Source organism: Pseudomonas sp. RC4D1, from assembly GCF_018390395.1.
Lineage (GTDB): Bacteria > Pseudomonadota > Gammaproteobacteria > Pseudomonadales > Pseudomonadaceae > Aquipseudomonas > Aquipseudomonas danubii.
Genome location: NZ_JAHBAW010000003.1, coordinates 389,781 through 404,248, shown reverse-complemented (window position 1 = coordinate 404,248; position 14,468 = coordinate 389,781). Strand labels below are relative to the sequence as shown.

At 63.7% G+C, this 14,468-nt stretch carries 11 protein-coding genes; 3 read left to right on the top strand and 8 right to left on the bottom strand.

Features of this window, described 5'->3' with window-relative positions; all coding sequences use genetic code 11:
- From KHO49_RS26855 to KHO49_RS26820, 8 genes are all read right to left on the bottom strand, one after another.
- Complete coding sequence (locus KHO49_RS26855; RefSeq protein ID WP_102864333.1) at positions 1–411, bottom strand: VOC family protein; 411 nt, start codon at positions 409–411, stop codon at positions 1–3.
- Positions 405–1,475: an OsmC family protein gene (locus KHO49_RS26850; protein ID WP_213666147.1), complete on the bottom strand. Its 1,071-nt coding sequence runs from the start codon at positions 1,473–1,475 to the stop codon at positions 405–407. The genes KHO49_RS26855 and KHO49_RS26850 overlap by 7 nt, the downstream gene beginning before the upstream one ends.
- Positions 1,472–2,770: a trans-sulfuration enzyme family protein gene (locus KHO49_RS26845; protein ID WP_102879861.1), complete on the bottom strand. Its 1,299-nt coding sequence runs from the start codon at positions 2,768–2,770 to the stop codon at positions 1,472–1,474. Before KHO49_RS26845 ends, KHO49_RS26850 begins: the two co-directional genes overlap by 4 nt.
- A gap of 147 nt (positions 2,771–2,917) precedes the next feature.
- On the bottom strand, positions 2,918–3,172 hold the full coding sequence (locus tag KHO49_RS26840) for an acyl carrier protein (protein ID WP_102879862.1): 255 nt from the start codon (positions 3,170–3,172) through the stop codon (positions 2,918–2,920).
- A 3-nt stretch (positions 3,173–3,175) separates the two neighbouring features.
- Positions 3,176–5,407, bottom strand: coding sequence for an ANL family adenylate-forming protein (locus KHO49_RS26835; protein ID WP_170004774.1), 2,232 nt, complete (start codon positions 5,405–5,407; stop codon positions 3,176–3,178).
- Positions 5,397–6,524, bottom strand: a complete 1,128-nt coding sequence (locus KHO49_RS26830) for a radical SAM protein (RefSeq protein WP_102864328.1) — start codon at positions 6,522–6,524, stop codon at positions 5,397–5,399. Before KHO49_RS26830 ends, KHO49_RS26835 begins: the two co-directional genes overlap by 11 nt.
- Positions 6,525–6,527: 3 nt before the next feature.
- Positions 6,528–8,342 carry a B12-binding domain-containing radical SAM protein gene (locus KHO49_RS26825; RefSeq protein WP_102864327.1) on the bottom strand — a complete coding sequence of 605 codons (1,815 nt, stop codon included), beginning with the start codon at positions 8,340–8,342 and terminating at the stop codon, positions 6,528–6,530.
- Positions 8,342–9,841, bottom strand: coding sequence for an alkaline phosphatase family protein (locus KHO49_RS26820; protein WP_110595805.1), 1,500 nt, complete (start codon positions 9,839–9,841; stop codon positions 8,342–8,344). The genes KHO49_RS26825 and KHO49_RS26820 overlap by 1 nt, the downstream gene beginning before the upstream one ends.
- Positions 9,842–10,433: 592 nt before the next feature.
- Here KHO49_RS26820 and speD point away from each other — a divergent pair.
- From speD to KHO49_RS26805, 3 genes are all read left to right on the top strand, one after another.
- A complete protein-coding gene (speD, locus tag KHO49_RS26815; RefSeq protein WP_213666146.1) occupies positions 10,434–10,868 on the top strand; it encodes an adenosylmethionine decarboxylase in 435 nt (144 codons plus the stop codon).
- 694 nt (positions 10,869–11,562) lie between these two features.
- Positions 11,563–12,927 carry a glutamine synthetase family protein gene (locus KHO49_RS26810; RefSeq protein WP_102879866.1) on the top strand — a complete coding sequence of 455 codons (1,365 nt, stop codon included), beginning with the start codon at positions 11,563–11,565 and terminating at the stop codon, positions 12,925–12,927.
- Between the two features lie 157 nt (positions 12,928–13,084).
- A complete protein-coding gene (locus KHO49_RS26805) occupies positions 13,085–14,398 on the top strand; it encodes an NAD(P)/FAD-dependent oxidoreductase (RefSeq protein ID WP_110595807.1) in 1,314 nt (437 codons plus the stop codon).
- Positions 14,399–14,468: the final 70 nt, after the last annotated feature.

Sequence of the window (14,468 nt, the reverse complement as noted above, 5' to 3'; positions counted from 1 at the left end):
TTACTCGTTCTTTCCCGGCTGCCCGGTATCCCGGACAGCGGCCTGCGGGCTGCACTGGACCAGGCCCAGGCGGTTGCCGAACGGGTCCTCGATCACCGCCTTGTAACTGCCCCACAGGGTCGGCCCTGGCGCCTCGACAAGGGTCACCTGCGGTGGCATCCGGGCAACCAGCGCATCCAGCTCAGGCACCATCAGGTCAAGCATGCTGGCCGGCGACGGTCGGGCCATCAGCGGGTCTTCGATCAGGCCGAGTCCGGCACCGCCCTGCTCGTCCACATCCAGGCTGATCCAGCGGGTCGGGGCAAAGCGCCGGCTGACCTGCAGACCCAGGACCTGCACATAGAAGGCTTCGGCAGCCGCCAGGTCGGGAACCGCCAGGGTGGCGAAACACAGGGTCGACTGATTCAGCATGGCTGGCACTCGCGGGCATCCTCGGACAGCGGCCGGGCACCGACCTGGAACTCGAAACCCACCCGATGGCGAATCAGGGCACACACCACCGAGGCCTCGATGCTCGCCGCCAGCTGTTGCATCAGCGTCGCCAACTGGGCGGCCGGCCAGCCTTCGACTTGCAGTTCAAGCTCGATGTCCTGCAGGTGAACCGGGGTCGGAGCCACTTCACACATGCCGCGGATGTCCACCATGGCCCGCACGTCCAGGTGCACCGCACCCGGCAACTGCTGGCGACGGTTGAGCTGCGCCAGGACATCGGCGGCAATCGCCATCAGCAGGTATTCCTGAGGGTTGGGGCCCCAGTCGATACCGGCCAGCTGCTTGGGCTGGTCGATAGGAAAGCTGCGCAGGTCCTGAGGGTCCTGGTGGACGAAGTCCGCCCGCAGTTGAGTGCCATAGAGCCACTGGCAATCCAGGGACAGGGCCTGGGTCTTGGTCTGGACCGCCGCAGTATCCGCAGGCGCCTGCTCGAAGGGGCAAAACCTGTGCCAGGGGCCAGCGCCCTCGGCATCCACCAGGCGTGCCGAAAGCCCCAGGGGCTGGACGAAAGTCTGGTGATTGGGACTGTGGCTCTTCACCGCCTCGATCACTTCCAGGGCTTCGCTGATCTTCTTGTCGGTGCCCGAACGGATCTCGTAGCGCACCTGGGGAGCAGCAGCGGCCGCTTCCTGCAGGATCGCGCTGGTGGTCATGGACAGATGATCGACCGTGGTCCGTCGCGCGGAAAACCCCGACACCGCGGACACCAGGAAACAGCCGGAGAGCGCCGCCAGGGCCAATTCCTGGGGCCAGGCCGGGTCCAGCAGCCCCTGGCATTGCAACGCCGGGCTGGGGCGGATCGGTACTTCGAAATGCCGCGGCGCGCGCAACAGGCCGATCAAGGCCGGAGCCACGCCGGCCAGCATGCCGCCGGCCGGCGAACAGTGCGCATAGGCGGCGTAACGGAAGATCGCCTGGGCCGGCTCTTGCTGGATCTCGTGGACAATCTCACTGAAGCCCGAGATGTTCATTCCGTTTCTCATGGCTGACTCCTTCCTTGGTAGACCTGACGCAACGCCTGCTCGAGATCGGCACACAGGTCATCAGGGTCCTCGATTCCCACCGACAGCCGGACCAGCCCGGGGTTGAGCCCGATCTTTTTCTGCTGCTCGCGAGTCAGGCCGCTGTGGGAGGTGTTGAACGGCAGGCTCACCAGCGACTCGACACCGCCCAGGCTGGTGGCACAGGTGATCAGCTTGAGGTGTTCCAGCAGTTGCAGGGCCGCCGGATCGCCGCCCCGCAGCTCAAAACCGAGCATGCCGCAGGTGGCCTGGGCGGCGTACTGGTACAGATGGGGGTGGGCATACTCCTCGGCGTAGACCGAATGCACCGCGGTCACCTGCGGATGGCGTTCGAGAAAACGCGTCACCTGCCGGGCCCCTGCGGCATGAGCCTGCATGCGCACCGCCAGGGTCTTCATGCCCCGTTCCAGAAGGAAGCACACGAAGGGGTCCAGGTTACCGCCAAAGCGCAACAGCTGTGCCCAGACCCGGTCCACCAGCTTGCGACTGCCCGCAACCGCGCCACAGGTGGCGTCACTGTGCCCGTTGAGGTACTTGGTCGCCGAGTGGATGACGATATCGGCCCCCCACTCCAGGGGACGGCAACTGATGGGTGAAAGGAAGGTGTTGTCCACCACCAGGAGAATGTTCTCCTGCTTGCACAAGGCAGCGATGGCCAGCAGATCGATGGCCTTCATCAGCGGGTTGGACAGCAGCTCGAAAAACATGATCTGGGTCTGCGGGCGGATCGCCCGGCGAATCGCCTGCAGATCCAGCGGGTCGACATAGCTCACCGAGCGCCCGGCCTGGCTGATGTCGGCGTGCAGCAGGCTGTAGCTGCCACCGTAGAGATCGTAGGAAGAGATGATGTGGCCATTGCGGTTGGTCAGGGCGAACAGGGTCGAGGCGATCGCCGCCATGCCCGATGACAGAACCAAGGCACTTTGCGCCCCCTCCATGGCCGCCACCTTCAACTGCACCGACCACTGCCCCGGGTTGCCGTAGCGGCTGTAGGTGGGAATGTCACGCACGTAGCCTTCCAGGAACGACTCGTAGGTGGACTGGCTGAAGCGAAAGGTGGTGCTGGGAAATATCGGCGTGCCCACGGCTCCGGTCACCGGGTCCTCGTAGGTGCCGGCGTGCACGCAGAGTGTCGCCGGGGCCTCGCCTTCGGTCAGCCAGCGATTGTTCTCCATCGCCGGCCCGGCCAGACGCTGGCGGTTGAGCTGGTTGAGCCAGGGCAACTGGGCATCGGTGCCGGGACGATTGGCAAACATTGCCTCAGTCTTTTTTGCATCGTTCACACGAATTCCCTCGTCGTTCGGTTCTTCCGGGCGGCCCGGCGGGCGCCGGGCCGCCCAGGTCGGCGCGCACTGCAAAGCGCGCGGCCGACGTTGGCAAAGAGACACATGCCGTCATCGTCCTCAGACGACCCGGGCCTGGGTCTTGTCGGCGACGAAGGCTTCCAGGCGCTCCAGCGAGTTGACCAGTTCAATGGACAGCTCGTTGTCCTCGATGGAAAAGCCGAACTCGGTTTCCACCTGGATCAGCAACTGCAAGGCGTCGATCGAGTTCAGGCCCAGGGTGCCGATCAGGTCGCCCCCCGAAAGGTCTTCGCGGCTCAGCTCACGGCCCACGGTGCTGGAGAACACTTTGATCAAGCGGTCGGTATCGGTCATTTTCTAGCTCCTGCTGAATAACATCGTGCATTGATAAATCATCGATTCGCGGCGCCAGATCTGCTCGCCGACGAACCCCAGGCGCGCCAGCGCCGCAACCACCTCGTCCTGCCTCGGGTACTGGCAGCCGCCATGGGTCAGCCAATCCACGCCGACAGCTGCCGAGGCCGTGTCGCAAAAGAAAATCTCGTCAATGATCAGCCGGCCACCTGCCCCCAGGCGCTCCAGCAAGGCAGGCAGGGCCTGGGCTACGCTGGGCTGGTGCAAGGTGTTGTCGAGCACGATGACGTCGAACTGGCACTCATCGAGCTCGGCCAATGTCTCCCGGCTGTGCACCGGAATATCCGCCGCCACAGGGTTGAGCCCCCCCAGTGGCACGATCCGGCTGGCGTTGCAGTCAAGGCGTCGGCGACCAAGCAACGCCTGGGTGTACACCGCGCCGGTGGCACAGACATCGAGCAGGCGAATGGCGCCCGTCGTGTGGAGCAAGGCCTTGCGCCAGGTCAGTTGCGCGGCCAGTTGCTTGTCCGCCCCGGACACTGCGCGCTGGTAGCGCCGAAGCAATTGCGGATGCTTGGGACTCTGCTCGAAAGCGCGCCGGTCGAGGCCGTCATGCAGCACCGCCAGCAACTCGTCCAGGCGGTTCCAGTGGCGGTTGTTGAAGGCTTCCAGATCGAGCACAGGAGCCAAGGCCTCAAGGTCCTGCGCATGCGCCTCGGCGCCTGCGGCTTCCTGCACCAATCCGTTGGCCTGGGCGGTGTCGAAGGCCACCGCCAGAGTCTGCGCATGCAGCCCGGTACGCTGGGCAATCTGATCGACGCTCAAGCCCTGGGCACTGAGTTGCAAGGCGCCGCAATCCCACAATGCCAACAGCAATTGCGAACGCTTGTAAGCGTGGGCCGCGTCGAGCAATACCCGGCTGGCAGCCGGGCGGTAGCGGCGACTGAGCAGCGGCTTGCCATTACTGCTACGAGCAATCAATGCCGTGCGCTCGAAGCGGTCGGGGACCTTGGCCGACGCCAGGTTCGCCTGACAGTATTCGCGCAGCAGTCCCGGGTTCCAGGGCCGCTCGGCACTCCAGACCACGAAGGCGAAAATATGGTCGTTGCCTGCCCGGGCCGACTTCACTGCCCGCACCGAGCAATCCAGTACGTCGGGGTGGCTGGTCAGTACCGATTCAATCTCGAACGGCGAAATCCAGCGTTCGCCCCGACGGATCGCACTGCTTTCACGACCGACAATGCTGTAGCCGGCCGGACTCTGTTCGGCGATGTCGCCGGTGTCGTAAAGGCGGCCATCCTCCAGTCGCACCTTGAGGGCAAACGGCTGACCCGCCGCCGGCTCCACGACTTCGATCCCCGGCATGGGAAAGCCGATGGACAACGGCGGCAATGGCGCGACGCCGGCAAACACGGCACCGCTTTCGGTACTGCCATAGTTGCGCGACAGTCCGATGCCGAAGGCCTGCTGGAACTGCTGGTCGAGCTGTCCGTCCACCGGGCCGGCGCCGGACATCACCACCTTGAGCTGGGGCGGACGCTCACCCTGGCCAACCCGCTGGGCCATCAGGGTCGCCAGCATCGGCGTGACCACGCAATGGCTGGCGCGCAGACGCAGCGCCTGCAGCGCCGCCCCCAGTTCCGTGGGCTTGCAGATTTCCACCTGGGACCCGGCCAGCAACGCGCCCCACAACCAGCCCAGTGCATAGGCGTGATACACCGGGGCAATAAACAGTACCCGGTCCTCGTGGCTCAGTTGCAACAGCCGGCAATAGCGCAAGCCTTCGTCGCGCCAGCTGTGCAGGTCGCGAAAAACCAGCGACGGTTCCCCCGTGGTGCCCGACGTCAGCAGATAGATGCCACGCCGGTGTGGCTGCACTGCCGGATCGCCAGGCAGCGCAGCGCCAGGCTCAAGCGATGTCACCCGCAGTTCGCCCTGCTCCAGATGGACGCTGTGGCTGATCGCCCCCTGGGCGGCATAGCGCTGCAGTTCCTGGGGCTTGGCATCGCTGGCCACCAGCAGCGGCGACAAGCCCTGCTCCAGCAACACCAGCAACAGCGCGGCATGCTCAAGCGTACTGTCGAACACCAGCAGCAGGCGCTGCTGGCCGCTGCTGGCCAGTTCACCAAGCTGCCGGGCCCACTCACTGCGCCGGGTTGCCGGCAGCGAAGCCAGTACCGGCCCCGCGCTCAGTTGGGCAAACCAGCGGTCATCGGTCCGTGACTCAGGCGCCATGTTGATACGCTTCCTTGGCTTGTTCGAGCAGGTTCCTGACGGCCTGGGGCGCGTAGGAAGGCGCACGGCACAACTCGTCCAGGCTGATAGCGTCTTCGAAATACAGGCTCAGGGTGTCCCAGGGCGTGAAGCACCCCTTGCAGGCATCCAGCCGTGGTCGTTCAGCCAGCAGCAACTGATAGAACGGTGAGCGGTTCACCGGCGCCAGAGCCTTGTTCCAGTCCTGTTCCAGCACGTTGCCCATGTTGTGGAACCAGATGTTCGGGCAGGGCGTGGCCACGCCGTCGCTGAAGGTCGACAGCACCAGGCGCGGCAGGTGACAGCGCCATGTGCGCCGCCCCTGGTGATAGAACGAACTGAGGCGGTCCAGGTAGGCCTTGGGTGGCAGGATCTGCGGGTAACGCTCGCGCAGCTCGAACAACGCGTCGATGAACGGATACTGCTCGGGGCGCACCTTGAACTTCTCGCTGTCCGGGCCGCGGACGGGGAACGGAAACAGCTGCGGCGGGTTGTCTGCAAACCCGGAGCACCACTCCACGAACTCGCGCAGATACGGCGCACTGCGGTCATTGAGCACGCCGTAGATTTCCAGCGGCAGGCCGGCCTCCAGGACCATCGCGATACGCTCCATGATCATCTCGTGGATGCGTGGCGACAGGACCCGATAGCTGTTGCCCTGATAGTTGCTGCTGTCGAGTGAGATCTGCACCACGACATTGCCCAGTTGGGCCAGGCGCCGCACCTTGTCCCGGGTCAACGGCAGGCCGTTGGTCTGTACGATCAGCACTTCATGCAGGGGCGACATGCTCTCGATGAAGCTCATGATGCCCTTGATGATGAAAATCTCGCCGCCGGTGAGTTTCAGCAGCGGTGGCTTGAAGGTGCGATTGACCCGCTCGACGATGGTCTGCAGACGCCGGCCCAGGTCACTGTCTTGGCTGTACACGTCGTGCACCGGCGGCTGGAAGATCAGCTTGCCTTCGTGGGACGACTTCATGTTGCTCTGCCCGGTCAGGCAGTAGGTGCACCCCAGGTTGCAGGAGTCCTCGTTGATGACCAGGTCATTGCCCAGCAACTGGCTGTGACCGAGAAAGTTCACCGGTTCGGCATTCGTCATGGCTCAAGCCCCTTTGCTGAACTGGATGTCGCGCAGGCTCAGCCCGGCGCGGTGGAGTTGCATGCTGATACCCAACTGGACCTGGCGCAGCTCGCCGAGCTTGACCCGGTAGAACTGCTCGACCTGGGGTCGCCGTTCATGGGCATAGGCCTCGTCGAGGGTCCCCTGCTCGGCCAGGTCGGTCATCTCGGAAATCAGCGCATAGTTGAAATCGCTCATGAGCCGGCGCAATTCGGCGGCCTTGGCTTCGCCGGCTTCGAGAATCGCCATGCCCCGGGCGTCGCCGAGCACCGCACGCCGCAAGCGCGACATGAAGGTGTGCATGACAATGTCGTAGGTCTCGAACTCGAACACCGCCGGTTCCTTTTCGATGACCATTTCCGAGGCGTACTTCTCGCCGTAGAGCAAGGCACTGATGGTCGACAACTGACGCACTCGCGGGTCTTCGAAGTCGTAGCTCAGGGCATTGAGCGACACATCAAAGTCGTCATGCAGCTTGCCCTCGGCGCGCAGGGTCTCGACCGCCTCCGCCCCGGGATAGAGCTCCAGGCGCACGGTGTAGCGGCGCAGGTTGTAGCCCATGTATTCGCGCAGGAAGAGGTTGTTGTCACGGATCTCCTGGAAGGTCGACCAGGGGTGATAGGCAATGAATCCGAAGGCCACGTAGATGCCGGCACCACGCACCAGCTCGATGGCCCGCTTGTTGTCCTCGACCGTGGACTTCTTCTTCCAGCGGTCCAGGCCGATCTGTGAACCCGACTCGATGCCGATCAGCACCTTCTCCAGGCCGGAGCGGTACAGCAGGTCCAGCAGCGGCTGGTCTTCGGGGTGCCAGTTCTTGGCCTGCATGCAGCAGTTGTAATAGATCTTCAGCCCACGATCGAGCACGCCCTGGGCGATGTCGGCAATCCGCTGCTTGGCGAACGGCGCACCGCCCGGGTCTTCGAAGGTCGAGTCGACGAAGTCGAAGGTGTTGAAGTTGTACTTGTGATAAAGCCGCTCGATTTCATCGACGATATTGTCCGGGGTCCTGGCCCGCCAGAGCTTGCCGGGGTTGATCTTGTTGCCGGCGTGAGGCGCGTTGCAGAAGGTGCAGCGCGCAGTGCAGCCACGGGTGGTGGCCAGGCGCAGGTAGGGCAGCTTGCCGCTGTTGAGCTCGAACTGATCCCGCGCCGGCTCAGGCAGCATGTCCAGCTCCGGCACCGGCTTGCCAATGGGGTTGTCGATGACGAACCCGCCCTCCTCGCGCCAGCTCAGGCTCGGCACCCGGGCGTAGTCGCCGTGATCCCAGAAGGCCTCGACGTAGCGCACCAGCGGCACGTCGCCCTCACCGCGCACCAGGGCGTCAAGGAAGCTCCAGTTGGGGTTGCTCAGCAACTTGGAGCCCAGGAAGGTGGCCAGCGGGCCACCAGCCAGAAACGCCACCTGCTCGGGCAGGGCCGCACGCAATGCCGAACCGAAAGCGGTGGCATGACTGACGGTGACCGTGGTCAGGGAGAAACCAATGAGGTCGGGCTTGAAGGCCACCACTTCGGCAATGGCAATCTCGTCGCCGTGCTGGATCGACTTGACCTCGACCACCTGGCACTCGGCTCCCAGGTCCCGCAGGATCGACACCAGGTAACTGACGCCCAGGTGTTCGGAACTCATCACCAGGTCGCCATCGAGCAACACCGGAAAGCACACGCGCATCGGCTGCGGCTTGCGGAAGTCGACAGTGGAATGCAGCGGATTGGTCGGTGGCGCGTCGATCGGCTCAGCCAGGTTGGCGAGCGGAATCAACCCGTCGGCGGCGTTGGTGAACTGCACGGTTTCCATTAAAAATACCCAATTTGTTGTAATTGGCTGTCCATGAAGCGCTGTTCTTCTTCACTCATTCGTTGCCCGCCACAGCCTTTGCGGCCGGGCTCGCGCTGCGGCTCGTGGGCCGGTTCCAGCAACCAGTGGCCTTCCAGCCCTTCAGGGACCGGCAGCCCCAGATGGGCCAGGATCGTCGGGTAGATGTCTTCGATCCGCGCTTGCAGCGCGGCGTCCTCGGGAAAGGTCGAGCCACGGATAAACACGATGCCGTCGGGCCGATGCACGCCACGCTGGGCCGGTGTGCTCCAGACCCGGCCGGTGAGTGCCGGCGTCGGCATGACGCTGAAATCCCTGGGGATCAGCAGGTAGTCGGGAGCGTCCTGCAGGCGTGCGCCGGCATACACCTGATCGGCCTTGACCAGCGTGAACCAGGGGCGCCCCTGTTCGTCGAGCACCTGCGCCAGGGCTTGCTGCAAACGCGCTTCGGCCTCCGGCAACTGCTCGGCGCGCAGCACCCCCTGGGCCTCGCGCCCCAACAGATTGGCATTGACACCGAAGCAGCCAGGGGTGGGCATGTAGAACTCGGTGCGCGACCAATCCACCACACGTCGATAGCTTCCGGGCGCGTCGAACCAGGAACGCGCCCCCGGGTCGTCGTGGGAGGCCTCGGCGCCCGAGTCCTGGAGTTCATAGCGGGTCGCCAGCAGGCCCTGTTGTTCGAGGAACTCGTGCACGCTGAAGTCCGCTTCACACAGGCCAAAGCCATGGTCGGAAGCCACCACCACCAGGGTGTCGTCATCGGCCAGGGTCAATACCGTGCCCAGCGCCTGATCGATATCGATATAACACTGTTCCACTACTGAACTTGGCGCCGAGTGATCGCCCCAATAATAGTGACTGACACGATCAACTTCGGTGAAGACTACAAACAGTGCATCCACTGGTCGGGCCTGCTGCAGAAAACAGCAAGTATCGGCACGTCCCTTGATAAACTTGCGCGCCTGCTCACAGTAGTCTTCCTGACCACGATACATAGTGACAATGTCTGAATGATAGTGCAGTCCCGCCTGCATCAACTCATGCATCAAGTTGGCGGGCGAGGTATATCTCAGGGTTTTGGCCAATGGCCAGCTGATCATATAGCCGCCCTGAAGATCTGCCGGCGGATGAGTCATGGGGATGTTGTAGGCACCGACTTTCAGCCCCTGGCGTTCCAGGGTCAGCCAGCAGGGTTCACGCCCATAGTCGGCAGCGTTCATTGCCCGGAAACGATAGTCCGCAGATTGGGTCGACCAGAACTGGTAGATCCCGTGTTCACCCGGAGAAACCCCGGTAAACATGGAGGCCCAGCCCGGTGCCGTGTGCGGTGGGAAGGTCGATTGCAGTACCCCATGGGAGGCGCGCCGGCGCAGTGCACTGAAGTTCGGCAGCAATCCCCGAGCCATCAGTTGCTGGAGGACAGCATGGGACGCCCCGTCGATACCGAAGACCAACAACTTCAACTTCTGATCTTCCATGATCACCCACCTCCGACACTAAAGTTCAACCAGATAAACTTTCATCAACATTGCAGAACAACATTTCAAACAGCAGCGACGTATAAGAAGCGCTATTGCGACGCCATTCGAAAGCCAACCGATAAAGTTCGAGACTCACAACTACCAGGCACAGCCGGAACAGCAGCGAAAACAAGCTAACACCGACATCAAACAAAGAACTCCGAAAATAATTTCAGACTTGTAACAAAATCAATCCGAATATGAATCGATATTTCCAGCAACTAATAAAGGAACAGATTCGCCCCCGGACAGCACGGCGACGCCTGCCGATGGCGATAGCTGAACCGATGAGTGAGTTGATCAAGGCCCATGAATCATTGCCGGTGCCGTGCGCCGCCTTGCCTCGGGGCCTGCGCGCCAGGTGCTGATCGCTCCGCCAGGGCCTGCGAAACAATTGGTATCAACCTCTTACATACTCAAATAACCCGCCGGCAATTTGCCTGGAAATCGAGTACCGGCTATCCCATCATCGGCGCCTGCAATCAGGCCTGCGCAGCCTGTCACTCACCGACCCGCGCCATCCGTACTGGTGTCGAAACAGGGAAGTCCTATGAACCCGAACGCCAATGCTTTTTTTGGCAGGCACACGCTGGGCGAGCTCTATCAGATCGCCCCCGAAAAGCTCAATGACCTGGATGCCTTGACCCAACTGCTGTGTGCCGCTTCCGCCGAAGCCGGCGCGACGGTCTGTGGCACGCTGACAAAACGCTTCGAGCCACAAGGCGCAACGGTCCTGGTGATGCTGGAGGAGTCCCACGCCTCCTTCCACACCTACCCCGAGCATGGCGCGCTGTTTCTCGACATCTTTACCTGCGGCACAACCTGCGACCCGGTCAAGGCATTCGACTACATCTGTTCGAACCTGGGCTGCGATGTACGGGCGATGAAGATCGTTGAGCGGGGAGCGACGCAATCATCCCCTCACCTGCCAGCCAGCCATGCAGCGCCGGTGGTACGGCACCAGGCAGAGTCGGTCGATCCCTAGGCTTTGTACGAAGAGCCTTGATACTCGGTGATGCTGCGTGGAAGTTGCCCGGTGTCTGCTGGGGCTCTGTAAAAAAAATCAGACACTTCTGGCAACCAGAAAGCACCGCTCTAGCTCGCACCTCTCCCCGTGGGTGCAGGGCACCCGCCAGGGGACTGGAGCCGTTTACCCCCCTTACATTGGCGGACGGATTCTTGCAGTATTGATCCGCCCTGGGACAACGGCTCCATTGCTCTGCCCCAGCAGCGCCCGGTTCCCATAACCAATAACTACAACGAACTCGACAGCGAGATCACCCGGCGATGTACCCCCTGAGCCCGTTTCACGGATTCGACAGATCAGCGCCCGCGCCCCTGCACAGTGGCCGCGGTGCTGACGTCGACGCTGGGTTCTCGCTGCCCCGCTCGCTCCCCGCCACGCCTCGTGAGGTCCATGAGGACCGCGCCGCCGTCATCGGCTTGTACTTGCTGGACAGGCCCTGCCCATGAAGCTTCTGGTCAACCTGCCCATGGCCCTGTGCCGCTCCCGTCTGCGCCACTCCTCACGTCCTCCGGATCACTCGCTTCTGGCCTGATCGCGCCCTCCTGCGCGTGCCGCTCCCAGACCTGATTTCTACCCTTGCAACCGCACCGTGCGCGGCGTTGTTGCAGGACCTGAAAACCTGCGCGCCCCAATGGCGCAAGCGAGAACCCTGATGAAATTTGCCGCCCTCGACGAAGCCCGTGACTTCCTGGCCGCCAACCCCGACATCGACATGATCGAGCTGTTCATCCTCGACGCCAACGGCGTGCCCCGAGGCAAGCTGCTGCACCGCGAAGAACTGCTGGCGGTGTATGAAAGCGGCCGGCCCCTGCCCAGCACCATCCTCGGCCTGACCCTCAACGGCGACGACGTGGAGAACTCCGGCCTGGTGTGGGACGTCGGTGATATCGACTGCCGTGCCTACCCGCTGGCCGGCAGCCTGGTGCGCCTGCCGTGGCGGCAGATTCCCACCGCGGCTGTGCAGGTCAGCATGCATCCGCAGGAGGGCATGCCCGCCAGCATCGCCGATCCGCGCCACCTGCTGATCAAAGTGATCGACGGGCTCAAGGCCGAGGGTTACCACCCGGTGATGGCCTGCGAGTTGGAGTTCTACCTGCTGGACGCCAAGCGTGACGGCAACGGCCGACCGCAACCGGCCCTGGACGCCGACGGCGGTCGTCCGCGCAGCACCCAGGTCTATGGCCTGCGGGAGCTGGAGCAGATCGAGCCGTTCCTCGCCGATCTCTACGCCGCCTGCAAACTGCAAGGCATTCCGGCACGCACGGCGATCTCCGAGTACGCCCCGGGCCAGGTGGAAATCACCCTGGAACACGGCGATGCCCTGGAGGCCATGGACCAGGCGGTGCGCTACAAGCGTCTGGTCAAGGCCGTGGCTCACAAGCACGGGATGCAAGCCACCTTCATGGCCAAGCCCTTCGACCACCTGGCCGGCACCGGCATGCACATGCACGTGAGCATTGCCGACGCTGCGGGCCGCAACCTGTTTGCCTCCGAGGACCCGGCCGGCACCCCGCTGCTGCGCCAGGCGGTGGGCGGCATGCTCGCGTCCCTGCTGGAATCGCTGCTGCTGTTCTGCCCCAACGCCAACTCCTACCGCCGCTTCCAGGCCAACAGCTACGCGCCCCTGGCGCCGACCTGGGGCGTCGACAATCGCACCGTGAGCCTGCGGGTGCCCGGTGGCCCGGCCAACAGTCGGCACATCGAACACCGCATCTGCGGTGCCGACGCCAACCCTTATCTCGCCGCGGCGGCGATCCTCGCCGGCGTCCATCGTGGCCTGCGCGAACAGCTCGATCCGGGCGATCCAGTGCAGGGCAATGGCTACGCCCAGGCCACCGAACTGCTGCCCACCGACTGGCTGACCTCGCTGATCGCCCTGGAGCAATCGGCCTGGGCCCGGGACGCCCTGGGCCGTGAGTTCCTCGGCGTGTACCTGGCGGTCAAGCGTGCCGAATACCGCCAGTTCATGGCCGAAGTCGGCGAGCAGGACTGGCGCTGGTACCTGACCCAGGCCTGAGCCGCAGAAACGATCTGCGGTGCTGGACTCATGGGCAAGGCGGCCTGAAACCGCGTTGCCGGACCTGAGCTGCGCCCGGCAGATCATCGACAGTTGCTGAAGCGCTGGCCGCTGCCCCCACGCAGCCGCCGGTTGTTTTTTCCAAGAGGATTTTTCAATGACAGCCGCCTTCGATCCGCGGACCCCGGCAGCCGAGCGCTGCCCCAGCTACTACAGCGCCACCCTGAATCAGGAAACCCATTACCCGACCCTGCAAGGCAGCCATCAGGTGGATGTGGTGATCATCGGCGGCGGCTTCACCGGCGTTGCCAGCGCGGTGGAATTGGCCGAGCGCGGCCTGAAAGTCGCCATCGTCGAAAGCCACAAGATTGGCTGGGGCGCCACCGGGCGCAACGGTGGCCAGGTCACCGGCAGCCTTTCCGGCGATGCGGCCATGCGCAAGCAGATGCGCCGCGAACTGGGCGACGAGGTCGACGATTTCATCTGGAACCTGCGCTGGCGCGGACACCGGATCATCCAGCAGCGGGTGGAAAAATACGCCATCGCCTGCGACCTCAAGCACGGTCATCTGCACGCGGCCTACAAGCCCAGCCACCTGCCGGGCCTGCGCGCCGATTACGAAGAAGCGCTGCGCCGCGGCATGGGCGACGAAGTCAGCCTGCTGGACCGAGCCCAGGTGCGCGGCCTGCTGGAAAGCGACCTCTACCACGGCGCCATCAAGAACACCCGCAACCTGCACCTGCACCCGCTGAACCTGTGCCTCGGCGAAGCCCGGGCCGCCGAAAGCCTGGGGGCACTGATTTTCGAGCACAGCGAAGTGCTGCAGATCGTCCACGGCGAACACCCGGCAGTGATCACCGCCCAAGGCCGGATCAACGCCAAGCAAGTGCTGCTGGCCGGCGACGTCTACCACAAGCTGGAGCCGAAGAAGCTCAAGGGCAAGATCTTCCCGGCCATGGGCGGCATCGTCACCACCGAGCCGTTGGGCGACCTGGCCAAGCGCCTGAACCCCGAGGACCTGGCGGTCTACGACTGCCGCTTCGTCCTCGACTACTACCGCATGACCGCCGACGGCCGCCTGCTGTTCGGCGGCGGCGCCAACTACAGCGGCAAGGACTCGCGAGACATCGCCGGCGAACTGCGCCCGTGCATCGAACGCACCTTCCCGGCGCTCAAGGGCGTGGGCATCGACTTCCAGTGGAGTTGCGCCATGGGCATCGTGATCAACCGCATCCCGCAACTGGGCAAGCTCTCGGACAACGTCTGGTACTGCCAGGGCTACTCCGGGCACGGCGTGGCCACCAGCCACATCATGGGCGAGATCATGGCCGAAGCCCTGACCGGCCACCTCGGCCACTACGACACCTTCGCCGCCTGCCAACACATCCGCGTGCCCTTCGGCGACCAGTTGGGCAACCCGATGCTGGCGGCGGGCATGTGGTACTACCAGATGCTGGAGAAACTGCGCTGAGGGTTCGGTCAATAGGCCCCCCTCTGGTAATTGTCACTGGCCGCAACTACCCAAAGCCCAACCGATTCCG